General features: G+C 62.4%; 20 protein-coding genes. 9 read left to right on the forward strand and 11 right to left on the reverse strand.

The annotated features are described in order from the left end of the window. Positions 1-115: 115 nt before the first annotated feature. A complete protein-coding gene (locus AC1RZR_RS00675; protein ID WP_477272945.1) occupies positions 116-424 on the forward strand; it encodes a hypothetical protein in 309 nt (102 codons plus the stop codon). A gap of 35 nt (positions 425-459) precedes the next feature. Here the strand turns inward: AC1RZR_RS00675 and AC1RZR_RS00680 are convergent, their stop codons facing one another. Then, a complete protein-coding gene (locus AC1RZR_RS00680) occupies positions 460-663 on the reverse strand; it encodes a hypothetical protein (protein WP_481827350.1) in 204 nt (67 codons plus the stop codon). A 410-nt stretch (positions 664-1,073) separates the two neighbouring features. Between AC1RZR_RS00680 and AC1RZR_RS00685 the strand changes: the two genes are divergently transcribed. The 3 genes from AC1RZR_RS00685 to AC1RZR_RS00695 all read left to right on the forward strand — a co-directional run bounded on the left by AC1RZR_RS00685 (position 1,074) and on the right by AC1RZR_RS00695 (position 5,185). Next, positions 1,074-2,819: an adenylate/guanylate cyclase domain-containing protein gene (locus tag AC1RZR_RS00685; protein WP_481827351.1), complete on the forward strand. Its 1,746-nt coding sequence runs from the start codon at positions 1,074-1,076 to the stop codon at positions 2,817-2,819. Between the two features lie 335 nt (positions 2,820-3,154). After that, positions 3,155-4,669 carry a TadE/TadG family type IV pilus assembly protein gene (locus AC1RZR_RS00690; RefSeq protein ID WP_481827352.1) on the forward strand — a complete coding sequence of 505 codons (1,515 nt, stop codon included), beginning with the start codon at positions 3,155-3,157 and terminating at the stop codon, positions 4,667-4,669. Between the two features lie 57 nt (positions 4,670-4,726). Next, entirely contained in the window at positions 4,727-5,185 is a 459-nt protein-coding gene (locus AC1RZR_RS00695) for a hypothetical protein (protein WP_477272937.1), read from the forward strand. A gap of 76 nt (positions 5,186-5,261) precedes the next feature. On the opposite strand, the gene AC1RZR_RS00700 is transcribed toward AC1RZR_RS00695, so the two are convergent. The 4 genes from AC1RZR_RS00700 to AC1RZR_RS00715 all read right to left on the reverse strand — a co-directional run bounded on the left by AC1RZR_RS00700 (position 5,262) and on the right by AC1RZR_RS00715 (position 7,345). Continuing rightward, positions 5,262-5,852: an NAD(P)H-dependent oxidoreductase gene (locus tag AC1RZR_RS00700; protein WP_477272935.1), complete on the reverse strand. Its 591-nt coding sequence runs from the start codon at positions 5,850-5,852 to the stop codon at positions 5,262-5,264. 72 nt (positions 5,853-5,924) lie between these two features. Further along, positions 5,925-6,614 carry a GNAT family N-acetyltransferase gene (locus tag AC1RZR_RS00705; RefSeq protein WP_477272933.1) on the reverse strand — a complete coding sequence of 230 codons (690 nt, stop codon included), beginning with the start codon at positions 6,612-6,614 and terminating at the stop codon, positions 5,925-5,927. Between the two features lie 187 nt (positions 6,615-6,801). Continuing rightward, positions 6,802-7,011, reverse strand: a complete 210-nt coding sequence (locus AC1RZR_RS00710) for a hypothetical protein (protein ID WP_477272931.1) — start codon at positions 7,009-7,011, stop codon at positions 6,802-6,804. Positions 7,012-7,033: 22 nt separating this feature from the next. After that, positions 7,034-7,345, reverse strand: a complete 312-nt coding sequence (locus AC1RZR_RS00715; RefSeq protein ID WP_481829179.1) for a PilZ domain-containing protein — start codon at positions 7,343-7,345, stop codon at positions 7,034-7,036. Between the two features lie 201 nt (positions 7,346-7,546). On the opposite strand from AC1RZR_RS00715, the gene AC1RZR_RS00720 reads away from it, so the two are divergent. Next, positions 7,547-7,984, forward strand: a complete 438-nt coding sequence (locus AC1RZR_RS00720) for a hypothetical protein (RefSeq protein WP_477272927.1) — start codon at positions 7,547-7,549, stop codon at positions 7,982-7,984. A gap of 204 nt (positions 7,985-8,188) precedes the next feature. Then, a complete protein-coding gene (locus AC1RZR_RS00725) occupies positions 8,189-9,298 on the forward strand; it encodes a DUF4432 family protein (RefSeq protein ID WP_481827353.1) in 1,110 nt (369 codons plus the stop codon). Here AC1RZR_RS00725 and AC1RZR_RS00730 read toward each other — a convergent pair. Genes AC1RZR_RS00730 through AC1RZR_RS00740 form a run of 3 tightly spaced genes read right to left on the reverse strand, consistent with a single transcriptional unit; the run spans position 9,295 to position 13,166 of the window. Further along, positions 9,295-10,176 (reverse strand): alpha/beta hydrolase, encoded by an 882-nt coding sequence (locus AC1RZR_RS00730; protein WP_481827354.1) that lies wholly within the window; start codon positions 10,174-10,176, stop codon positions 9,295-9,297. The genes AC1RZR_RS00725 and AC1RZR_RS00730 overlap by 4 nt on opposite strands. Before the next feature lie 24 nt (positions 10,177-10,200). After that, positions 10,201-12,252: a Fe(3+)-hydroxamate ABC transporter permease FhuB gene (gene fhuB / locus AC1RZR_RS00735; RefSeq protein ID WP_481827355.1), complete on the reverse strand. Its 2,052-nt coding sequence runs from the start codon at positions 12,250-12,252 to the stop codon at positions 10,201-10,203. After that, positions 12,249-13,166, reverse strand: coding sequence for an ABC transporter substrate-binding protein (locus tag AC1RZR_RS00740; RefSeq protein WP_477272919.1), 918 nt, complete (start codon positions 13,164-13,166; stop codon positions 12,249-12,251). The genes fhuB and AC1RZR_RS00740 overlap by 4 nt, the downstream gene beginning before the upstream one ends. Before the next feature lie 220 nt (positions 13,167-13,386). Between AC1RZR_RS00740 and AC1RZR_RS00745 the strand changes: the two genes are divergently transcribed. Together AC1RZR_RS00745 and AC1RZR_RS00750 are read left to right on the forward strand one after the other, a co-directional pair. Next, positions 13,387-15,537 carry a TonB-dependent siderophore receptor gene (locus AC1RZR_RS00745; RefSeq protein ID WP_477272917.1) on the forward strand — a complete coding sequence of 717 codons (2,151 nt, stop codon included), beginning with the start codon at positions 13,387-13,389 and terminating at the stop codon, positions 15,535-15,537. A 440-nt stretch (positions 15,538-15,977) separates the two neighbouring features. Continuing rightward, positions 15,978-16,325, forward strand: a complete 348-nt coding sequence (locus AC1RZR_RS00750; RefSeq protein ID WP_477272915.1) for a hypothetical protein — start codon at positions 15,978-15,980, stop codon at positions 16,323-16,325. Between the two features lie 165 nt (positions 16,326-16,490). On the opposite strand, the gene ggt is transcribed toward AC1RZR_RS00750, so the two are convergent. The 3 genes from ggt to AC1RZR_RS00765 form a co-directional block, all read right to left on the reverse strand. Continuing rightward, the gene (gene ggt, locus AC1RZR_RS00755) at positions 16,491-18,230 is read right to left on the reverse strand and encodes a gamma-glutamyltransferase (protein ID WP_477272913.1); all 1,740 of its coding nucleotides are present in this window, start codon (positions 18,228-18,230) and stop codon (positions 16,491-16,493) included. Between the two features lie 91 nt (positions 18,231-18,321). Beyond that, a complete protein-coding gene (gene rhaI, locus AC1RZR_RS00760; RefSeq protein WP_481827356.1) occupies positions 18,322-19,614 on the reverse strand; it encodes an L-rhamnose catabolism isomerase in 1,293 nt (430 codons plus the stop codon). Between the two features lie 113 nt (positions 19,615-19,727). Continuing rightward, complete coding sequence (locus AC1RZR_RS00765; protein WP_477272909.1) at positions 19,728-21,830, reverse strand: bifunctional rhamnulose-1-phosphate aldolase/short-chain dehydrogenase; 2,103 nt, start codon at positions 21,828-21,830, stop codon at positions 19,728-19,730. Positions 21,831-22,013: 183 nt separating this feature from the next. On the opposite strand from AC1RZR_RS00765, the gene AC1RZR_RS00770 reads away from it, so the two are divergent. After that, a complete protein-coding gene (locus AC1RZR_RS00770; RefSeq protein WP_481827357.1) occupies positions 22,014-22,823 on the forward strand; it encodes a DeoR/GlpR family DNA-binding transcription regulator in 810 nt (269 codons plus the stop codon). Positions 22,824-22,836: the final 13 nt, after the last annotated feature.

Raw genomic sequence — 22,836 nt, forward strand, 5'->3', positions numbered from 1 at the left:
AAGCCAGCCACCGTGGCTCGCTGTACCTCATTCGGGTGTACCTCATAGGGCCATCTTGCACTCCGCGTGCGTCCTTGCACTCCATCAAGCAATGGTCCGCTTCAGCGAAACCCTCATGCACGACGCCGAACGGTTAGCTTTCGACGAAAAGAAGAAGGCCGGAGACCTAAGGCACAGGCTGGACCTGCAGGATGAAGCCAAAGCAAAATTGGAATCCGATCTGGACAACAAGGTCGCTGCCGGTGCCCGCTTAGAGACGTATCAGCCCCTTATCGACGATAAGCCTCAATGCCCGCGCTGCTGGATATGGCGAGCAAGGCAGGAGTCCATGGTTGACCAGCGGAGAGAAGACCAGGACTTGCTCAAGTGCCATGAGTGTGGGTACGTCGTGTTGTCGTGCCTTGAAGAGACCCGCCACCATTGAGGCAGCGGGCCATTCTTCCACCACCGGATGGAAATTCAGTTCGCCTTCTCGCGGATCAGCCTGGAGAATAAGGAGCGGAAGTCCGCACCCATTTCGGGCGACATGCGGAACGCCCGCCCGCCGCTGGCGTCTTCTGTGATATACACGATGATCATATCCCCGTTCGCAGGATCGACCGTCGGGACGATCTTTTCCAGACGCTCGGCGGTATCCAAGTAGTGGGCGACCGAGCCTTTCATGACCTTGCCCCCGTCAGCGTGAGGGCATGGCGTTGCGCCACTTGCCGACCTCAGGACCTCCAAGCGAGAAGGTCTGGTGTGATGCCCGATACAAAAGCACCGCCACGGTGGCGTCAGCCGGTTACACAGGGCAGGAAATATCTCCGTCCTTCTGGGCGTGGCGTGTCAGTGTCCCCAGAGGCTGCGTGGGCGTGTCGTCGGTTGGCTGTTAGCGCAGCGACTGGAACGCTCCACGTCTCGCAAGCGAGATAGCGAAATCTCGTGAAGGCAAGGTCAAGCTGCGTTCTCCGTTCTGTATCGGCGACGGGCGGAGACTGGGAGAGATGGATACCATGCACGGGGGACGTCTGGCAGTTGGCAGGACATCGACGCGGGGCGGCCCGCGTGCGGGCGCTTGGCTGAGCGGTGCGATGACCACGCAGCGCCACCTCGCAGCAATCCTGGCTTGCGACGTGGTCGGCTATTCGCGACTGACGGAGCGCGACGAGCGCGGCACGCTCGAGCGGCTGAAGATCTACCGCAAGGACCTCCTCCAACCGCTGGTCTCCGAGCATCAGGGTCGGATCGTCAAGCTCACCGGCGACGGCATGCTGTGCGAGTTCGCGAGCGTCGTTAACGCGGTGACCTCGGCGATGGCGATCCAGCAGGCCGTGGCAGAACACGAGGCGGAGACGCCCAAGGAAGAGCGGATTCGCTTCCGCATCGGCGTCAATCTCGGCGACGTGGTCTGCGAGGAGGACGGCGACCTCTACGGCGACGGGGTCAACATCGCCGCGCGCCTCGAAAGCATCGCCGATCCCGGCACCGTGGTCGTCTCGGGCACCGCCTACGACCACCTTCAGGGCAAGCTCGACTGCGGCTTCACACCGCTCGGCAACTTGCAACTCAAGAACATCGAGCGGCCTGTGCGCGCCTACCGCGTCGAGACCGACGCCAGCGCCTCGGTGGCTGCACCGCCTCCCCTGCCCGAGAAACCCTCGATCGCGGTTCTGCCTTTCACCAACATGAGCGGCGACCCCGACCAGGAATACTTCGCCGACGGGCTGGTGGAGGACATCATCACGGGATTGAGCCGGGTGAACTCGTTCTTCGTGATCGCCCGCAACTCGTCCTTCACCTACAAGGGCCGGGCGGTGGACCTGCGCCAGGTCGGGCGCGAGCTGGGCGTCCGCTACGTGCTCGAAGGCAGCATCCGCAGAGCAGGATCGCGGGTGCGCATCAGTGGGCAGTTGGTGGACGCGATCAGCGGACACCATGTCTGGACCGACCGCTTCGAGGGCGACGTGAGCGACATCTTCGAACTGCAGGACAAGGTGACCGAGAGCGTCGTCGGCGCTGTCGAGCCGAGCATCCGGCTGGAGCAGATCAAGCAGGCACGCATGAAGCCGACCGACTACATCAGTGCCTACGACCTCTACCTTCGCGCGCTGCCGCGCTTCTACAGCATGACGCGCGAAGGCTTTGCCGACGTGCGCCGGCTCACCAACGAGGCGCTCAGCATCGACCCTGGCTTCAACCTGGCGAAGGCACTCGGCGCCTATATCCGCAGCCTATCCGTGAGCCAGTGCTGGCACGAGCCCGACGATATCCGAGTCGCCGCGCGCATGGCGCGCGAGGTACTGGCGGAAGCGCGCGACGACCCCACGAGCCTACGCTTCGCCGCACAGGTGATCGCCTATAGCGCGAAGGAATACGAGATGGCGCTGGGCACGATCGAACGATCTTTGCTGCTCAACCCCAATTCGGCGCAGGGCCATACGGGCTGCGGCTGGGTGAACGCACATTCCAGCCGCCCGCTCGTCGCGATCGAGCACTTTCATAGGGCAATGCGGCTAAGCCCAGTCGACCCCGAGAAGGGCATCGCGCTCTCCGGCATCGGGATGAGCTACCTGATGCTCGAGCGCTACGACGAAGCGTTGGCATGGGGAGAACGTGCGCTGCACGAGATGCCGAACTACGGCTCCTCGCACCGGGTGGTGATCATGGCGCTGGTCAAACTCAACCGACTGGATGAGGCGAAGGCGGCGGCGCGGCGGCTGATGGAGGCGTTCCCGACCTACACGCTCACCCTGCAGAGACTGATCAACCCGTGGCTGGACAAGGTGTTCGCCGAGCGTTACGTCGAGGCGCTGCGCATCTCCGGCGTGCCGGAGTGATCGCCGCGATTGTAAGGATGCCCTCTCCTGTGGCTCACGTCCGTCCATGCGATGTCCCGTGATCCCGCGTCGCTTCTGACCGGCTTGTCCGAGTGTCGCGGTAAATGCCGCGGGCAATGTCACAGGAGCCGCGTCGGCGAAAGGATTATGAGCGCCGGTATGACGCGGGTTCATGCATATTAGCTAGCTCGCAAGCTCGTGATTGGACCGTTGGGCGTTTCGGTGGGACCATAACCAACGCGTCCAAGCATCTGGACCGGGCGCATTTGCTATCAAGAACGACGACCCTACCCGGCGTCGGCCAACCAACCGTCGCCGGTGGGGGCGGCGCCGCAATGTTTTATGCTCTACGCAGATTCTGGACTGATCAACGCGGCATAGCACTGATTCTGGTCAGCGTGATGCTGCCGGCGATCATCGGATTTTCGCTCCTGGCAATCGACATGAGCCGGGTCAATAACCTGCAAAACGATCTGCAGAAGGACGCCGACGCGATGGCGTTGGCAGCCGCCGCGGAACTGGATGGTCGATCGGATTCGATCACCAGGGCGGATCGCGCGCTATCGACTCTGGTGAGCAATAGCTATTCATTCTCCACGGCCGGCATACCCCAAACATTGTCATCCGCCGGAGTGACGAGAACATATCTTCGGTCACTTCCTGCGTTGGATAGTTCGCCGGTTGCAGCAGCCAACATCATCACCGATGAAGTGACAGACGCCCCAAACGCTCGGTTCATCCAGGTGAAAGTGACCCCTGTCGGCTTTGCGGCCATTTTCCCGGCGTCTTACCTGACCGGGAACACCGCGAGCAATGGCTTCAATGTCGGCGCGGTTTCCGTGGCTGGCTTCACATCGAGCGTCTGCAACTACACGCCGGTCTTTATCTGCAACCCCTACGAGATGGTGAACGGCACCAACTCCGCCGGCGGCGTGACATTGGAACAAGCAGCAGCTGACCCCTCAATTCGCCGGCGTTTGATCGAACTTCGCACGGTTGGCAACAATGCCGCATACGGCCCTGGCAATTTTGGCTTCCTGGCGCCGCCGAACAACGTCGGGAACGGTGCCCAAGGGCTTGCCGAGACGATCGCAACATCGAAGCCGCTCGGCTGCTACTCGGCACAAGACGTCAGCACAAAGACTGGCCAGAATACAGGTCCGATTCAGGACGCCTTCAATGTCCGCTTCGGCATCCAAGCGAACGGCAACGCCTTCAACACGCCCGAGTATGGTCCCGCGTCGAATGTCAGGAAAGGCGCATCGCCTGGCGGGAATGGCAATGGCAATGGCAACGGCAACGGAAACAGCAACCAGTGCCCGCAGTACAATCAGCTGACGTTCAACGCTACGGGCAACATGGGCCTGCCACGCGATGCCACCACGCCCTATATGGGCGGCCGCATGGGAGACGGTAACTGGAACTTTTCCGGATACTGGAGCACCAATTTCAGTTCGACGAGCTACCCTTCGTCATGGGACACGAGCAAACCGACGCGTTACCAGGTTTACAAATACGAGATTGCGAACGGTCTCGTCGGACACGCTTCGACAGGCGGTGAGGTGGGAACGCCGCCGAGCTCCTGTCAATCGCCTGTTACATCCGTCGATCGTCGTCTGCTCTACGGGGCAATCCTCAACTGCAATGCGCTCGAGGCCGCTGGCAACGATCTGAACGGCAACAGTACAAACCTTCCCGTTGAGGCGTTTGCAAGTTTCTTCCTGTCGGAGCCTGTTCCGGGTGCATCGGCCGGCGGATCCGTTTTTGTAGAGTTGGTCGACATCACCGGTCGTGGCGGCCAGGGAACGCTCGATAACTTCCTGCGCGACGAGGTGCAGCTCTATCGATGAAATTCGGGAGCCTTCGAAAAAAGCCCGCCGGCCGAAGCCAGCGGGAGGGTCTAGAGTATGCCAGATTGGGGTCTGGCAGATTGCAAACGGCCCGACCCGGCTTTTTGTTTCACGATTGCCAAAGCGCCCTTCGAGCCATGCCACGCGCATAGGCAACTGTTGCGCCCTATCCGCGTCTTTGCTCCGCTGGAAGCGTTCTTCCACTGTGAGGGGCGTGAAACCGGCAATACCGGAGGGAACCGGCGGCGCGGTCGCGCGTTTGGTCGAATGCTCAAGAAGATCGCCCTCGCCACCGTTCTGATCCAGGTCGCCGCCGTTGCGGCGCTCATAACTCAGACGGTGCTCTTTGCCTCAGCCACCACTAGCCAAGCCGCGAATGTGCAGCCCGGCGAAACTGTAGCAATCACTCAGAAAGAATGCGCCAAGGCGACGTGGCCAAATATCCCCGGCCATTGTCTGAAGCGGGTTCAAGCGAGGCAGCTTGTTGCGACGATCGTATCGACGGCCGGGCAATGAAAAGGCCCCACCGTGAGGCAGCGCACCGGGTTGGACAGGGTCTCTAGGATGGTTTCGCGGGCGGCCGAGCCCGCTCTTAGAATTTCTCGAACCTTCGTTCCACACGACGCGCGAACACCTCCCTCTGTTCATTCGAAATGCTCTCGACGGAATATCGCGTCAGATAGAGGTGCTTGACATTGCGGCCGCACATCGTCTTGAGGCCTCGCAGCAGCACCTTCTTGCCTGGGTTTTGCATGTAGATTTCTGTATACCACCACGGCGAACCACATGTGGTGACTACCCCCATGCGGCGAATGTTTAGGAGTGCCGGCTTGATCGTGCCGCCGTCTGCCGGCAAATCGTAAGCAACGCCTGGCCGCCAGACTCGATCGAAATAGCCCTTCAAAATTGCCGGCATGCCTGACCACCACGTGGGGAAGCAGAACACGCACGCCTCAGCCCACCTCAACGTGTCGATATAGATCTGCAAATCCTTCGGTGTTTGAGAAAGATCGAAGTGGCCACGTCTCTCTTCAGCATCCATGGCCGGATTGAACTTCATTTCGTAAAGGTCGAAGTCGACAACCTCGTCGCCTCTTGCTTTGAGGGTCTGGACGACGCGCTTGTGAAGTGACGCTTGGTAGCTGTCGGCTAAAGGATGCGCGTAGACCACATTGATTTTCATCCAATGATCCCCGGCCAATTCCCCATCCGTCGACGGATTTTGCCGACTCGGCAGCCATTTGGCGAGTCCAGCTCATAACGAAGCTCTGATCTCCTCCAAGGATCGCACCTGACGTCCATCGGCAAAATTCTCAGGGGACAGCCAAGCCAGGAAGGCGGCGCTGGCGGGCTGCCATTCCCGCGCCAGAAGCGAGTACATGCAGATGTCGCACGGGCGGCCTTTCAGCGTGAGGCCTTCGCGCATTATGCCCTCGAAGACAAAGCCCAGCCGATCGGCTGCCCGCCTGGACTTCGCGTTAGCCGTGGTGCAGGTCCATTCCAAGCGGCGATAACCCAGGTCATCGAAGACGTGACGCATGATGAGGAAGAGCGACTCGCTGGCTGCGACGGTCCTTTGAAGAGCGGGAGCGAAAAGGACATAGCCCAATTCAATCACCCTGTGCGCCGGCCTCGCCTCCATCAGGCAGAGCCAACCGACAGGCCCCGCGGCTGCGGTGCGCAGCGTCAGGAACGTGCGCGATTGGTCGTCGAGCAGGTCGCTGACATGTGCCCGGAAAGACTGAACCCCATCGAACGGCCCTACTTTCATCTCGGCCCAGATATCATCGCGTTCGCCAGCATGAGTTAGCCGGAAGATTTCGTCGGCATCTTCGAGGCAGAGCGGCACCAGGCGGATATGGTCTCCGATCACGGTGACTGCACGAGGTAGGCTCGCGCTGCCGGCCGCTTTCGACAGTTCCTTCCAGCTCTCTTGCTCAGCCATGTTCCCTCCCTGGTATTGGCCTGTCGCACTGCGGCTCTCGCCGCTAGCTTCAGAGGCAATGAAGGCCGGTGCGGCTGGGCTGCGTCGGGTTTGGGCATCCCGCTGCGATAAATCTAAAGGCACATCAGCAGTCGCGGAAATAAGGCTGAAGACTGAAGCCCTAGGCCGCCGACAGGGCACATTGCCGCTAGCGGCCCAGGGGCTGTCTTGAAAGCGAAATCAGCTCGGATTCGTCAACGACGCCTGCCATGTAGTTTGCGATGATCCGAGACGCCAACGCATCCCGCGCATCGGGCGATTGGTGGCCGAGTTTAAGGTGCTCGAAAACTCGTCCCAGCAACGCCAACTCGGATGGTTCAAAAATACCCGCTTCCACAGCTTTTCGTCGAATTGGCATTCTGACACTCCACGTTCCCGGGCTAATAAATCTGCACGCCAAGCCGCTCGTTCCTTCTCCATCGCACCACGGCACGATAGCTTGCGTCATCCGCAGGCACGTGAAGGACGAAACGGTCGGGAATTGTGACGCCGGGGTCGACCCGTAATTCCGCACCGTGCTGGTGCTGATTTCTGACCGAGCAACTGATGTTCGCATCATCGGTGATGATGGTGGCACCCTTTAGAACGATCCCGCGCGGGTGAGAGCGTCGCTCTGGTCGCGGGTCAGTGGGGCTCATTGTCTCATTCCTCCTGGACATCGTGCGGCGCGATCCTCTTTGCAGAGCCGGCATCAGGGGCGGGACGAACTTCAAACCGATGAACCGACGCCCAGAACCCGATTCAATTAGCTTGCGCTAAAATGGTTTCCGGAACTTTTACCACGCATCGCCAGCTGAAACGACTTTGCGCCCATTGGGTTGCCGGCGGATTGGAATTGCTTGGTGATCCCCCAACCTTAGGGCAAACTGCCTGTCGGGGCGTCAGGAGGAGAAATGAGAGCACGCGCAGCAACGCTCGGGGATGTGGAGGACGTCTTTCGTGGTCTGTCCAAGCGGATGTCCGACGAATACGTCGCGGCCGGCAAGGACAGCAAGATCGCGTACGACAATCTGATGATGAACTTGAAAGAAGGCCGCGCGCACGCGCTTGTCGAGGGCGACAAGGCCGTGGCGATCATCGCCTGGCACGAGAACAGCGACGCCGCCGACACGCTGTTCGCCGCACAGGAGGATTTCTTCCGCGCCGCGACCGTCCGCTTCTGCAAGCGGCATATCAGGCACATCCAGGCGCTCGCCGGCAACGTCCCCGTCCACTCACGCAGCTGGCTTCAGGGGCCGGATGTCGCAAGATGGTTTGGAGTCATCGGCTATGTCCAGCGCGGCGAGGAGAACGGTGCCAGCCTGTTCGAGCTGCCGCCCGCCCGCGGATAGGAAATCGCGGTGTGTTGCAAGACGCTGTCAACCAGTGGACGGCTGGCTGATGTCCCGCTGCTTCGGCGCAACGTCGGCTGCACCGCACGATCGACAGTGACCGGCAGCGGCGCGCTACCGTTTTGGCAGCCATGCGAGACACGCTGCCGTTGATTTCCAAACGTTTCCTGCGACTATCTGCCGGCGGCAGACAGAGGCTGAAACATGCACCCCAAGCACCCCGACCACGTTCTCATTGACCTGGTGCCAGAGCAGTTTGGCTCGTCGGAAACCATCGTTGCGCGATACGCCGGCCTTGTCGCAACCGCATTTCGCTACCGATCCGGCGTCGCCGGTCTTCGGGTCAGCAACGAAAAGGGGGAGATCATCATGCTGCCGTTCCAGGGGCAGCAGATTTGGGACGCGACATTCCTCGGCCGTTCACTGACCATGCGCTCGATGTTCGACGAGCCGATTGCGACCCGGGATTATCTCTCGTCCTACGGTGCGTTCTTCATTCACTGCGGCGCGACGGCGATGGGAAACCCGGGCCCGAGCGATCGCCATCCGCTTCACGGCGACCTGCCCAATGCGCCTTACAGAGATGTGCAGCTCTTGGCTGGGGAAAACGCCGAGGGGTCGTTCATGGCTGTTACCGGGCGTAGCCGCCAGACGGTCGCCTTCAGCCACGACTATGTGGCACAGTCAACCGTGCGGCTGCAGCGCGACGGCACCAGCGTGGCCGTCGACATCGCCATCGAGAACCTGAAACACTCGCCAATGGAGCTGATGTACCTGGCGCACATCAATTTCAGGCCGGTGGACGGCGGACGCCTGGTCGACAGCGTCGCTGATGACCGCGCCGACATTGTCGTGCGCCAGGTGCTCCCACCCTTTTTCACGCCAAGCGAAAGCTACCTTGCCTACCGCGACGCCATTGTCGCCGATCCTTCGCGGCATCGTTTGCTGACCAAAGGCGAGCCGATCGACCCCGAACTCGTGCTGACGATGAAAGCCAAGGCAGACGCCGAAGGTTGGGCGCACGCCTTGCAGGTGCATCCGGACCGGACCGCGGATTTTGTCAGCTTTCGCCCGGCGGAGCTCAACTACGCCGTTCGCTGGATCACGCGCGGCGCCGACCAGGACGCGCTCGGCCTCGTGCTGCCGGCGACCGCCGAACCCGACGGTTATCTCGCGGCGAAGGAAAGAGGCCGCCTGGTTGTTGTCGCGCCGGGCGGGATGTTTCACTGCGCCCTGCGCTTTGGCGCGATGACCGCGGATATCGCCGCAACACAGGAACTGGTGATTTCAAAGATCCGGACCGGAGTCGCCTAGCCCGACCCACGCACCGCAAACGCGGCCTGAACCGCGCGGTTGACCGTCACCGGCAGGATCGACATGTGGTTCTCGCCGGCGTGCAGTTCGAAGCTCGCGCTCACCCCCGGGAGGGCCTGGAGACGCCCCGCCATTGTCCGCGCGAATTCGTCGGTGCGTGTCACCTGCTTCTGCTGCAGTCGCTTTTCTTCGTCCTCGGCGCCAACCTGGAACGGCGCCAGCTTCTCGGTCTCGTACTCGCCAGCCGACAGAAGCACGTTCACCGTCAGGCCTGCAGGAACGGCGGCCTCGAAGGCTTCGAGAAAGCGATCGACGGCGCGGTCTTCCCAATAGATGGCGGGGCTGGCCGCGATCCAGGTCCGGAACGAGAGCGGGCGGGTGAACAGGGCATAGAGCGCGAACAGGCCACCGAAGGAATGACCATAAAGCGCCTGGCGGCTTTCATCGATCCTGGCGCGGCTTGCCACCCAGGGCTTCAATTCGTCCTCGATGAAGGCGAGGAATTCCCCTGCCCCGCCCGTCCTGACATCAGGGGTGCCATCATAGAAGGGCGGATAGATCTTGCCCGGCGGCGGGCCGAGATCCCATGAGCGCCGCAGTGGATCATAGGCCCCCTCGACGGGATAGCCGATGGCAACGATGACGCCTTCGCAGACATTGGTGCCGGCGGGATAGCTCGCCTGCGCGCGCACCACGTCGACGGCGGTACCGATGACGGCATTGCCGTCGGTCATGTAGAGGACCGGCCAGCCGGCTGCCGGCGCCGGCTTTGCCGGCACATGCAGGAATATCCGCCAGGGATTGCCGCCATGAGCGGGCGCGAAATCGCGGACAGTGGTGTCGGCGATCAGGGCAGGCGTTGCCATCGACTTGGGCATGGAAATCTCCACAGGGACAAAAAGTCAGCGGCGACGCAGCAGCCACATCAATACCGGGCCGCCGATCAGCGTGGCGACGAGACCGGCCGGGATCTGGTGCGGGAAGATGGCGGTGCGGCCGATCCAGTCGGCGGCGACCATGATCAGCGCGCCGGCGAGCACCGCGCCGGCTGCTTGCGGCAGCGCGCGGGACAGGCCGAGGCGACGGGCAAGATGCGGCGCCATCAGGCCGATGAAGGTCAGCGGGCCGACGATCAGCGTCGAGGCGGCGGTGAGTGCTGCGACCACCAGCAGCACAAGAATCCGCGCCTCCTTCAGGTTGATGCCTAGACCTTGAACGGCGGCGGCCCCGAGCGGCAGGATGTCCAGCCAGCGCATGAAGAGAGGCGCCAGCGCAAAGAGGCAGATGGCGATGCCGCCCGTCAGCAGGGCGGCGCTCGGATCGACGCCATATGTCGAGCCGGTGAGCCAGTTGAGCAGCAGCATGGCGCGCGGATCGCCGGTGGTGGTGAGCACCAGGATCAGAGCGTCGAACAAAGCCGTCAAAGCCACTCCGGCGAGCAGCAGCCGTTCCGGTGCATAGGCGGCACGGCGGCCGATGGCCAGCGTCACCAGAAGAGCGGCGAAGGCGCCAATGGTGGCGGCCGCGGTCTGCAGCGGACGGCCTGCATCGGCGAGCGCGAACAGCGCCACCGTCATGCCCAGCGCGGCGCCGGCGCTGATGCCCAGCACTTCGGGGCTGGCCATCGGATTGCCGGTCAGTCGCTGCATCATGAGCCCGGCAAGCGCCAGCATCGCGCCGGCACCCAGCGCGGCAAGCACGCGGGGCCACCGCCACGACAGCAGCGGCTGTAGCGCATCGCCGAAAGCGAAGGTCCAGCCATGCGGCCCCGGCCCAAAGAGCAAGGCCAGCCCCAGCAGCAAAAGCAGAGCCAGGCCGATCGCCGCCAGCACGAGGCCGGGCCGGCTCGCGCGCGGGAGCCGCTCGGCCGTCAATGCCGGGGCTTCCGAACCAAGGGCAAGGCGCGGCAGCAGCCAGAGCAGCAGCGGCGCGCCGAGGAGCGCGGTGATCGCTCCGGTCGGCATCAGGTCGCCTTGCGGTCCAGTGGCGATCTGCACGGCCTGATCGGTGGCCCACAGCAATGCACCGCCGATGAGCGGCGCCATCACCAGCTGCTGACCCAACCGGCGGGCACCGCCGATGCGCGCGAGGGTCGCGGCGGCCAGGCCGACAAAGCCAATGACGCCAACAGCGGCAACGACGAAGGCGATCAGCGCGACGGCCGCCGCCAGCCCGGCGAAGCGATAGAGGCCGAGCGGGACGCCAAGGCTGCGCGCGCCGTCCTCGTCGAGGCCAAGCAAGGTCAGCGGCCGCACCATGAGGAAGATCGCCAACGCAGCAGTGCCGATGCGCGGCAACAGCCACAGCGTCGTCGACCAGTCCTGCTGGCCGAGCGAACCGGCGCCCCAGATGAACAGGCTGGCCAGCCATTCATGCCGCAGCACCACCAATGCCGCACCGATGGCGCCGGCGTAGAGGCTGACGACCAGCCCAGCCAGCACGACCGAAAGCGGTGACAGGCCCTTGTGCCAGGACAAAGCGATGACGGCGGCCAGGGCGACGAAGGCGCCGGCCAGCGCCACCCATTCGCGGCCGAAGGCGAGCGAGGACGGTGCGAGAAGCGTCGCCAGCGCCAGCGCCAGATAGGCACCGGCCGAGACGCCGACCGTTTCGGGCGAGGCCAGCGGGTTGCGCAGAACCTGTTGCAGGACGGTTCCGGCAAGTCCGAGTGCCGCGCCACACAGCAGGCTGACAGCAAGCCTGGGCAGGAAGGCGTAGTGGACGAGCACCTGCCCCATGTCATCGATGTCGGGCTTCGCGAAGGCTTCGAGCCAGAGCGCCGGCGGCAGCTGCACAACAAGGTTGGACAGGGTTGCGGCCACCGCACCGCCGACAAGCACCACGCAAAGCAGGATCGCGCCGAGCGGATAATTGTCGAAGATGCCAGCCGACCGCGCACGGTCGGCCGAGGCGGGGCTGGTGTCGCCAGTCAAGGTCGCTGCGCCATCCCTCATCGGTTGTTTCCCTCTGTCATCGCCCTGGCCAGAACCCGGGCGAAGCGGGTGGCCGAGGGAAGCGCGCCGAACATCAGCACGGCGGGGAGGCGCATGATCGAGCGGTTGCGCACGAAGGGCATGGCGTTCCACACCGGGCTTTCGGTCAGCGTGCCGCCGGCGCCGTCGGGCAAAGGCTCCAGATAGGCGAGGCGTGCGTCGCTTGATGTAGCCAGGCCGTCGATGCCGACGGTCGCAAACCCCCAATAGTTGGTCTCGCCGATCCAGGCATTGCTTAGCCCGATGCGGTCGAACACCTCCTGAAACAGACTTTTCTTGCCGTAGACGCGCACATTGCGCGGATCCATGAAGCTGACGACATAGATCGGCCGCGCCGAAAGCGGCGCCAGCTGCTGGCGAACTTCTGAAAAATACGCATCCGTCGCCGCGATCAGCGTTTCGCCTTCGCTTTCCTTGCCGACAAGCCTGGCGAGTTGGCGCGTCGCCTCGACTGCTCGCTGATAAGGCTGCCCGGCTTCGGTATAGAGCCCGATCGTCGTTACCGGCGCCACGCGTTCGAGCAGCGGCTTGATGCCATCGAGATACGGCATGGCCAGGATGATGTCGGGGGCAAGCTGCTGCAGCAATTCGAGATTGGGCTCGAGCAGCGTGCCGACATCGGCGATGTCGGGCGGCAGCGGCGGCTCGACCACCCAGGTCTCCCAGACGTCGCGACCGGCAATGGCGACCGGGTTGACGCCGAGCATGAGCAAGGTTTCGGCCAGCCCGTCATCCAGGCAGACGATGCGCAGCGGCTTCGCCGCGGCAGATGGCGATGCAATTCCGGTGAAAGGCAGAACGAAAAGTCCCAGCGCGCCGCGCCGGGTGATCTGGCCGCGGCGACGGTCGGCCCTGTGAGATTCGAGGGCCGCCATCACCACACGGCGCCTGTGCGGAAATCCGTCTGGGCGTGGATGTCAGGCACGGTTTTTCTCCAGAACGACGCGATCCCAAAAAACTGGCTGCCGGCAGCCGATGGCCGGTTGACTATGAAACATGACTTTAATAGTCAACATTGAAGATGACCAAATTAGTCAACAATTTCTCGCGCCGGCCGAAAGGGCCTGCGCATCGCCGGCAGTGAGGGGTATCGAGATGGGTTTGAGTGCATGTCGTGCGGCGCGTCGGCGAAGCCGGGTCCAGGGCCTTGTGGTCGCGTCGCTCTCGACGCTGATTTGCGCGCAGGCCCTGGCACAGGACGCCACGACCGAACTCAACCCGATCAATGTCGAGGGACAGACCGACAGCCCGGTCGGCCCCGATGACGGCTATATCGCAAAGAACACCACGACCGGCTCGAAGACCGACACACCACTGAAGGAAATTCCGCAGTCGGTGTCGGTCATCACTCGCAAACAACTCGACGACCGCCAACCGGAGCAGCTTGAGGACAGTCTATCCTACCTTGCCGGCGTCACCCCTTCGCCATGGGGTATCGACGATCGCTTCGACCAATGCCTGATCCGCGGTTTTGACCTCTGCACGTCGGCGATCTATCGCGACGGCCTGCCGCAGAAGGTGATCGACTTCTCCGGCTTCAAGATCGAACCCTATGGGCTGGAGCGAATCGAGGTGCTGAAGGGACCGTCCTCGGTGCTCTACGGCGAGAACGAGGCCGGCGGCATGGTCAATGCCATTACCAAGCGGCCGACGGACAAGCCGATTTATGACGGTTTCCTCAGCTATGGCAGCTTCAACACGGTCGAGGCCGGGCTCGATGTCGGCGGCCCGATCGACGATGCCGGCGTATGGTCCTACCGGCTGACCGGTCTGGTTCGCAACGGCGAGATCGAAACCGACTATTCCCGCAACGACCGCATCTTCGTCGCGCCGGCGCTCAAATGGCAGCCGGATGCGCAGACCTCGTTGACCATCCTGGCCAACTACCAGTGGGACAGGCTGACGCCGATCCAGTTTCTGCCGGCGCAGTATGGCAATCTGCCGCGCAATTTCTTCACCGGCTCGCCCGACTTCGACCGTTTCGATGCCAACCATGGTTCGATCGGCTACCAGTTCAGCCATGAGTTCGACGACCATTGGACAGTGCGGCAGAACCTGCGCTACTCGCAGCAGGAAACCGACTACCGGCAGCTCTACTATGGCGAGTGGCTTGGCGGCCCGGACATGATCAACGATCATACGATGTCGCGTACGCTGTTCACCGTGGATGAGACGGCAAGTCTGTTCAACGTCGATAACCAGGCCGAATACAAGGCGACCTTCGGCGCGGTCGAAAACAAGCTGCTGTTCGGTCTCGATTACAACAGGCAGTCGGTCGACGGGCAGAACGGCTATGGGGAAGGTCCGCCGCTGGACACCCTGAATCCGGACTACTCGATCCCGGTCACGCCGCCGGGTCTCATCATTGCCGATCGCGTGCAGACGATCGGCCAGATCGGTCTTTATGCACAAAACCAGTCCAAGATCGCCGACCACTGGGTGCTGACCCTCGGCGGCCGGCAGGCCTGGGTCGACAACACCAATCAGGACCGGATTGGTACGGGCAGCTACGATCAGAAGGACCATGCCTTCACCGGCAATGTCGGCATCGGCTATCTCTTCGACAACGGTTTGACGCCCTATGCCAGCTATGCCGAATCCTTCACCACCAATATCGGCCAGACACTGGCCAATGTGCCGTTCCAGCCCTCCAAAGGAAAGCAGTACGAAGTCGGCGTGAAGTACGAGCCGACCTTCTTCCCCGGATACCTCACCGCCTCGCTGTTCGACCTGCGCAAGACCAATGTGCTGACGACCGATCCGAGCAATCCGCTTGGCCAGGTCCAGACCGGAGAAGTCCGCCATCGCGGCCTCGAGATCGAGGCCAATGCCGATCTTGCTTTCGGCCTGAGCGCGACAGCGGCCTACACCTATCTCGATGCGGAGATAGCCAAGGGCGACGACGCCGGCAACCGCCCTGCCAGGGTGCCGGAACACCAGGCATCGCTGTGGGCCAACTATGAAGTTGGCAGCGGCGTGCTCGAGGGCTTGAGCCTCGGCGCCGGCGTGCGTTACATCGGCGCGAGTTTTGGCGACAACACGAACACGGTCAACGTGCCCGGCCACACGCTGGTCGATGCGGCGCTGCGCTACAAGAAGAATGGCTGGCAGGCGGCGCTCAATGTCTCCAACCTGTTCGACAAGACCTACTACTCGACCTGCTACGAGAGCGGCAGCAATCCCGACCTCAGCTGCATCTATGGCGAAGGCCGCGTCATCAAGGGCAGCCTCAGCATGAAGTTCTGATGCATGCCGCCCAGCCTGCCCGCAAACCGCAGTGCTGAGAGCAAGGGCTTGAAGTGCAGCGCTTGAGCGCGTGACATCATGACGTGTCTCTGGGCCGCGATCGGGCGAGGGCCGCGCAATCCGTTGACGCTGCGAGGCGATCCGGTCCGTTACGTCGCCCGTGCGACATCACGCCACCCGAAATCGCCGCCGGCCTGACCGAACCCATATCCGGCATCATCTTTCCTCCACGAATTCAGTCCATAATGGCATGGTCCACGGCCGCCTTCGGGCAGCCGCGCCCCGGGATTGCCTGAGAGAGGACGGCCAGGCACGAATCAAAAAGTCGGCGGCAAGCCGCGACAGAAGGTGTAGAAGACCGTGCCGAACGCATCGAGGGCAGTGCGATCGGGTTGCGCTCGGCAAGCCTTGATGATTTGTTGCCGCAATACGGAGAACGAATGATGCGAGAGCCTGCCGGTCAAAACGAATATGGATCGACGAATCCCTTCGATCCGGACGATCTGCCGACGTTGAACGCGATCGGGCCAACCATTGGCGGCGGCAACGATTTCGAGAAATATGCGGTTGCCGTGATCATCGTGTTCGGCGCCCTGATCATCGGCGGGCTGATGGCCGCGTCGATGACCTTCGGGCACCGCAACGGTTTCCTCTTCGCGCTTGGTGGCGCCACATCGGCCTGGATAGGGGGAAACGCGCTGCTGCTCGACCGGCCGCGAATCTACGCGCTGTTCGTCGCCATCGCCGCCTTGATGTTGGTCGCATCCACCATCACGCTGGTCGCCTAGAGCGGTTCACCGTTTCACGGAAACGGAGAACCACTCTATCTCTTTGTTTCGACGCAATTCCCTAAGGGAAAGCGCTACGCGCTTTCCCGGGAAAACCGTTTCACACTTTTCTGGAATTGCTCTAATCGGACAGAAAGTCCAGCATCGGCCCTCTACGCCGATGCTCTAATATCCAAGTGCCTCGCCGGAGGCCGCACGGCTGTCGATGGCGCCGTTGTAGCGGGCGCCGCCGCCCTTCTCGATCTCCGCCAGGCTCTTGCCGCCGACCAGAATGCCCGCAGCCTGACCCCAGGTCGAATCACCGAGATCGAGGTGATAGCCCATGCCGGCCAGCAACTTTTCGGTATCGGGTGAAAGTCCGAACGGCTCGATGTAAACCGTGTCTGGCAGCCACTGGTGATGGATGCGCGGCGCGTCGATCGCCTCCTGGATGTTCATGCCGTGGTCGATGACATTGACGATCGCTTCCAGCGTGATGGTGATGATGCGCGAGCCGCCCGGGCTGCCGATGACCATGAACGGCTTGCCATCCTTGGCCACCACTGTCGGGCTCATCGACGACAGCGGCGTCTTCTTCGGCTGGATGGCATTCGCTTCGCCCTGAACCAGACCATAGAGATTGGGCACGCCGGGTTTCTGCGTAAAATCGTCCATCTCGTTGTTGAGCAGGATGCCGGTGCCGTCGGCGACGACGCCGGCGCCGAACGATCCGTTCAGCGTGTAGGTGACGGCGACCGCGTTGCCGTCATTGTCGATGATCGAATAATGCGTCGTCTCCTTGCTTTCGCCAAAGCCCTTCGGCATCAGGTCCTGCGACACGCCGGCCCGGAACGGATCGATCTTGTCGCGGATATCCTTGGCATAGGCCTTGTCCAGCAGTTTCGAGACCGGATTGTCGACGAAATCGGGATCGCCGAGCGCCGAATTGCGGTCGACATATGCGTAGCGCATCGCCTCGACCATGACATGGACCGTCTCGGCCGAGCCGGCGCCGAGGTAGGACAGCGGATAGCCTTCGAGCACGTTGAGGATTTCGCAGATGATGACGCCACCGGAACTCGGCGGCGGCGAAGATGTGATCTCGTAGCCGCGATAGGTGCAGGTCACCGGCTTGAGTTCGCGAACCGCATATTGCTCGAAATCCGGCTTGGCCAGGATGCCGCCCTTGGCGCCGCTCGCCTTGACGATGGCATCGGCAATGGCGCCTTTGTAGAACGCATCAGGGCCTTTCTCGGAAATGGCGGCGAGCGAAGCGGCAAGGTCAGGCTGGATCAGGCGCTCGCCGATGCCATAGGGCTTGCCATCGGGCTTCAGGAAAATCGCGGCAGCCGCAGGATCCTTCGCCAGCCTGTCGGCGCTGCCGGCAAAAGAGGCCGCGTCGCCCTGATTGAGGATGAATCCGTCCTTGGCATAGCTGATTGCCGGCGCCATCAAATCCTGTCTGGACAATTTGCCATATTTTTCGCGGGCCATCTCTAAACCAGCCACTGAGCCCGGCACGCCGACCGCGAGATAGCCGTTGAGGCTGGCGCCCTTCACCGGGTTGCCGTCCTTGTCGAGATACATCGTCTTGGTCGCCGCAAGCGGCGCCCGCTCGCGAAAATCGAGGAAGGTCGATTTGCCGTCCTTGAAGCGGATGGTCATGAAGCCGCCGCCACCGATATTGCCGGCATTGGGGTAGACGACGGCGAGCGCATAGCCGACGGCGACCGCGGCATCGACAGCATTGCCGCCCTTTTTCAAGACCTCGACACCCACTTCGGACGCCAGATGCTGGGCCGTGACCACCATGCCGTGCTCGCCCTTGGCTGGTGCGGGCGACGCGGCGAAGACGCTCGTCAATGGGGCCAGGGCGAAGGTGATGGAAAGTGTGGCGGCGATCAATGTCCGACGGGTGAGAGGCATGGCGGTTCTCCGGGCGGGGGGACGCCTAGAAGAACCCGTCAGGGCCGCCGAGTCCACCATCAATGGTGGACCAGGCGGATCAATTCAGATGTCAGACAATGCCGCCCGAGCCGCCGGCGACTGCGGGACGTTCCGCCGCCACCTTGGCGCGGTACCCGGCCGCCCGGTAAGCGGCAACCGGATCGATGGCGCCGCCCGTCTTCAACCGCGCCATGGCGAGGATCGGCTCGACATCAGTGCGGTAGGCGGCTTTCAGCGTCTGCGTCGCCATCAGCGCGTCATTGCTGTCCTGGTAGGCTTCCAGCGCCTTGCGGTCGACCAGCAGCGCCTGCGCATAGGCGCGCTGCACCTCGACCGCCGACAGCATCAGGCTTTCGATCGGATCGGTGACGTTGTGGCTCTGGTCGAGCATGTGGGCCGGATCGAAACCCTCGGCGCCGGAAAGCTCGGCATCGACCAGTTCGTTGAAGACAAGGAACAGCCGGTAGGGATCGATCGAACCGGCGTCGAGGTCGTCGTCGCCATATTTCGAATCGTTGAAATGGAAGCCGCCGAGTTTCTTGAACTGGATCAGCCGCGACACGATCATCTCGATGTTGACGTTGGGCGCGTGATGGCCAAGGTCGACTAGGCAGAACGCCTTGTCGCCGAGTTCCTGCGCGATCATGTAATTGGTGCCCCAATCCTGCACGACCGTCGAATAGAAGGCCGGCTCATACATCTTGTGCTCGGTGAACAGTTTCCAACCGTCTGGCAGTCCGGCATAGACCTCCTTCATGGCGTGGAGATAGCGCTCGAATGCCCTGGCGAAATTGACCTGGCCGGGAAAGTTCGAGCCGTCGCCGATCCACACCGTCAGCGCCTTGGAACCCAGCGTCTTGCCGATTTCGATGCATTCGAGATTGTGCTCGACCGCTTGCCGGCGTGTGCCGGCATCAGCGTGCGACAGCGAGCCGAATTTGTAGGAAAGTGTCTGGTCCTTGGCATCCGAGAAAGTGTTGGAATTCATGGCGTCGAAGCCGAGGCCGAAGCGCGAGGCCGCCTGTTTCAGCCGGTTCGGGGAGGCCTTGTCCCACGGAATGTGCAAGGAGACGGTCGGTGTCGCCTGCGTCAGCTGCTGGATGACGGCACAGTCCTCGATCTTGTCGAAGATGTCGCGCGGCTCGCCGGCGCCGGGAAAGCGGGCAAAGCGGGTGCCTCCGGTGCCGACGCCCCAGGAGGGAATAGCTACGGCGAATTTCTCGACCTTGTCTTGGATGGCGTCGATGGCGATGCCGCGACGGTCGAGGCGCTCGCCGAGCGACGCGTAGTCGCGCTCGAGATCGGCCTTGCGCGCGGCGTTGTCCTTGTCGACGACGTCGGCGGAAATGATGGATTCGGACACTAAAGTTTCCTCCCAGATGCGTTCGGTCGGCGCTGCCCCTCATCCGCCTGCCGGCGCCTTCTCCCCGTATAGGGACGGGGAGAAGGGAAGCGCTCCGGCTCCGCCTTCAATGATTATCGCGTAAAGCTCTGCGCGTTGCCGGCGTCGACATTGATGATGTTGCCGGTCGACTTGGCCGACATGTCGGAGGCGAAGAAATAGATCGCCTCGGCAATGTCTTCCGGGAAGACCGAACGCTTCAGCATCGAGCGCGAGCGGTAGTGCTCCTCCAGGTCGTCGGTCGACATCTTGTAGGCGGCGGCGCGCTGTTCCTTCCACTCGCCTGTCCAGATCTTCGAGCCGCGCAGCACGGCGTCCGGGTTGACGACATTGACCCGGATTTGCGCTTCCGCGCCTTCCAGCGCCAGGCAACGCGCCAGATGGATCTCGGCCGCCTTGGCCGTGCAATAAGCGGCGGCATTGGGCGAGGCGGCAAGGCCGTTCTTGGAGGCGACGAAGACGACATTGCCGCCGATCTTCTGCACCCGGAACAACCGGAACGCTTCCCTGGACACCAGGAAATAACCGGTGGACAGGATGTCCATGTTCTTGTTCCACAGCGCCAGCGTGGTTTCCTCGATCGGCGCCGAGGAGGCGAGACCCGCATTCGATACCAGAATGTCGATGCCGCCGAACTCGACCGCCATCTCCCCGAAGCCGGAGATGACCTGGTCCTCTGAAGTGACGTTGATCAGCACCGGCCGGACGAAATCCTTGCCATAGGCTTTCGCCAACTCGTCATTGGCGCTGGCGAGCGCTGTCTCGTCGATGTCAGCCAGCACGACGCAGGCGCCTTCGCGCAGCAGCCGGCTGGCCGTCGCGCGGCCGATGCCGCCGGCACCACCGGTGACCAGCGCAATCTGGCCGGCGAGCGCCTTCGGCTTTGGCATGCGCTGCAGCTTCAGGTCCTCGAGCAGCCAGTATTCGATGTCGAAGGCTTCCTGTGCGGGCAAGCCGACATAGGACGAGACCGTGGAGGCACCGCGCATGACGTTGATGGCGTTGACATAGAATTCGCCCGAGATGCGGGCCGTCGCCTTGTCACCGGCAAAGGTGAACATGCCGACGCCGGGCATCAGGTAGACGACGGCGTTGGGATCGCGGATGGCGGGCGAGTCCGGATGCTTGCAGCTGTCGTAATAGGCCTGGTAGCCAACACGATAGGCGGCAATATCGTCGGCAAGACGGGCAATGACGGCATCGACATCGGGCTTGGCCGGATCGAATTCGATGACCAGCGGGCGGATCTTGGTGCGCAGGAAATGGTCCGGGCATGAGGTGCCAAGTGCCGCCAGCGGCCGCAAATCCCTGGAGTTGACGAATTCGAGCACGGCGGGCTGGTCGTCGAAATGACCAAGCTTGTGGCTCTTTTCCGAGATCAGGCCGCGGATCCTGGGCATCAGCTTCGCGGCAATGGCACGGCGTGATGCAGCGTCGAGCGATTTGACCGCTTCGCCGCCGAAGATCGCCAGGCCTTCGGACCGGCGCTCGAACCATTCGATCGCCTGATTGATGACCGAAATCGTCGTCTCGTAGCATTCCTTCGGCGTGTCGCCCCACGTGAACAGGCCATGGCTCTCGAGAATGACGCCCTTGGCGGCGGGGTGTTCGAGGCAGAATTTCTCCAGCCAAAGGCCGAGTTCGAAACCCGGCCGCTTCCACGGCAGCCAGCCGATGGCATCGCCGAAGATCTCTCTGGTCAGCGCCTTGGAATCCTTTGCGGCAGCGATGGCGATGATCGCGTCGGGATGCATATGATCGACAAAGGGCTTTGGCACGAAGGCATGCAGTGGCGTGTCGATCGAGGCCGCGCGTGGGTTCAAATTGAAGGTGCAGTGCGGCAGGAGACCGACCATCTCGTCCTCATGCGCCAAGCCGCGATAGAGGCCTTTGAGCGCGCGCAACTTGTCCATGTAGAGGGTGGCAAAACCGTCGAGCTTGATAGAGGCGCTGTCGCCGCCCGAGCCCTTGACCCAAAGCACTTCGACGTCTTCGCCGGTCAGCGGGTCTTTCTGCTGGATTTTCGAGGAGGTGTTGCCGCCGCCATAGTTGGTGACGCGCTTGTCGGAGCCGAGCGTGTTCGAGCGATAGACCAGAAGCTCAGGGTCGCTCATCCCCTTGGCCCTAGCATCATCCCACAGATTGGCGAGGCGCGAACCGGAGCGCTTGTCGAGCATAGATATCCTCCCTGGGACGCAAAAAGAGCAGTCCATTCGGCCGGGAATGTCTACGCAAGCAGGCCGCTTGTCAATCACAAACGATCAAGATCAGTCATATTGCACTGCACAATGAAATTATTTGATCGGAAATGATTGACACTGCTCGTTTTGAGTGCCTAGATGCTCAGGCAGGGAGGAACCATGCACGAAAAAGAGCGCCACAGGATCATTCTGTCCGCCGTCCAGGAAAAGCCTGTGGTGACGGTGCAGGAGATGGTCGACCTGACGGAGTCCTCCGAGGCGACGATCCGGCGCGATATCGCGGCACTCCACGTCCAGAAGCGCCTGCGCCGGGTGCGCGGCGGCGCCGAGGCGATCTCGCCGCCGCAGTTCATCGGCCTCGCCGGCCGGCCGTTTTCCGTCAACGAAACGCTCAACGCAGCGCAGAAGCGAGCGATCGCCCGCGAAGCGGTCGAACTGTGCAAGGACGGCGAGCCGATCATCATCAATGGCGGCACCACAACCTTCCAGATGGTGCATTTCCTGACCGGCCGCCGCATGCCGATCTTCACCAATTCGTTCCCGATCGCGGAGCACCTGCTCAAGCACTCCAAGAACACGGTGATGCTGTCGGGCGGCACCATCTACCGCGAGCAGAACATCATCCTGTCGCCCTTCGACAATGACGTGACGCGCAATTTCTATGCGCGCCGCATGTTCATGGGCGCGCAGGGGCTCGGGCCGCTCGGCCTGATGGAAGGCGACCCGCTGCTGATCCAGGCGGGGCAGAAGCTGATCGATCAGGCCGACGAGCTGGTGGTGCTGGTCGATTCCTCGAAATTCCGCAAACGCTCCAGCCTGATCCTGTGCGGCCTGTCGCGCATCGCCACGGTCATCACCGATGACGGCATCGAGGATCGCGAAGCCAAAATGCTCGAAACCGCGGGCGTGACGCTGATCGTCGCCCGCAAATCGGCAACCAACAAGGAAGAATCTTCACTGCAGGCCTGAGGCCAACTCACGC

This window comes from Mesorhizobium bavaricum, from assembly GCF_056781655.1.

What these genes read in the sequence shown, in the direction of transcription:
- AC1RZR_RS00715 (WP_481829179.1), bottom strand. Translation starts at nt 7,345, where the DNA reads ATGCCGGCTCTGCAAAGAGGATCGCGCCGCACGATGTCCAGGAGGAAT.
- AC1RZR_RS00765 (WP_477272909.1), bottom strand. Translation starts at nt 21,830, where the DNA reads ATGCTCGACAAGCGCTCCGGTTCGCGCCTCGCCAATCTGTGGGATGAT.
- AC1RZR_RS00725 (WP_481827353.1), top strand. Translation starts at nt 8,189, where the DNA reads ATGCACCCCAAGCACCCCGACCACGTTCTCATTGACCTGGTGCCAGAG.
- AC1RZR_RS00745 (WP_477272917.1), top strand. Translation starts at nt 13,387, where the DNA reads ATGGGTTTGAGTGCATGTCGTGCGGCGCGTCGGCGAAGCCGGGTCCAG.
- AC1RZR_RS00770 (WP_481827357.1), top strand. Translation starts at nt 22,014, where the DNA reads ATGCACGAAAAAGAGCGCCACAGGATCATTCTGTCCGCCGTCCAGGAA.
- AC1RZR_RS00680 (WP_481827350.1), bottom strand. Translation starts at nt 663, where the DNA reads ATGAAAGGCTCGGTCGCCCACTACTTGGATACCGCCGAGCGTCTGGAA.
- AC1RZR_RS00720 (WP_477272927.1), top strand. Translation starts at nt 7,547, where the DNA reads ATGAGAGCACGCGCAGCAACGCTCGGGGATGTGGAGGACGTCTTTCGT.
- AC1RZR_RS00685 (WP_481827351.1), top strand. Translation starts at nt 1,074, where the DNA reads ATGACCACGCAGCGCCACCTCGCAGCAATCCTGGCTTGCGACGTGGTC.
- AC1RZR_RS00700 (WP_477272935.1), bottom strand. Translation starts at nt 5,852, where the DNA reads ATGAAAATCAATGTGGTCTACGCGCATCCTTTAGCCGACAGCTACCAA.
- fhuB (WP_481827355.1), bottom strand. Translation starts at nt 12,252, where the DNA reads ATGAGGGATGGCGCAGCGACCTTGACTGGCGACACCAGCCCCGCCTCG.
- AC1RZR_RS00740 (WP_477272919.1), bottom strand. Translation starts at nt 13,166, where the DNA reads ATGGCGGCCCTCGAATCTCACAGGGCCGACCGTCGCCGCGGCCAGATC.
- AC1RZR_RS00730 (WP_481827354.1), bottom strand. Translation starts at nt 10,176, where the DNA reads ATGCCCAAGTCGATGGCAACGCCTGCCCTGATCGCCGACACCACTGTC.
- AC1RZR_RS00705 (WP_477272933.1), bottom strand. Translation starts at nt 6,614, where the DNA reads ATGGCTGAGCAAGAGAGCTGGAAGGAACTGTCGAAAGCGGCCGGCAGC.
- AC1RZR_RS00690 (WP_481827352.1), top strand. Translation starts at nt 3,155, where the DNA reads ATGTTTTATGCTCTACGCAGATTCTGGACTGATCAACGCGGCATAGCA.
- AC1RZR_RS00695 (WP_477272937.1), top strand. Translation starts at nt 4,727, where the DNA reads ATGCCAGATTGGGGTCTGGCAGATTGCAAACGGCCCGACCCGGCTTTT.
- AC1RZR_RS00710 (WP_477272931.1), bottom strand. Translation starts at nt 7,011, where the DNA reads ATGCCAATTCGACGAAAAGCTGTGGAAGCGGGTATTTTTGAACCATCC.
- ggt (WP_477272913.1), bottom strand. Translation starts at nt 18,230, where the DNA reads ATGCCTCTCACCCGTCGGACATTGATCGCCGCCACACTTTCCATCACC.
- AC1RZR_RS00750 (WP_477272915.1), top strand. Translation starts at nt 15,978, where the DNA reads ATGATGCGAGAGCCTGCCGGTCAAAACGAATATGGATCGACGAATCCC.
- AC1RZR_RS00675 (WP_477272945.1), top strand. Translation starts at nt 116, where the DNA reads ATGCACGACGCCGAACGGTTAGCTTTCGACGAAAAGAAGAAGGCCGGA.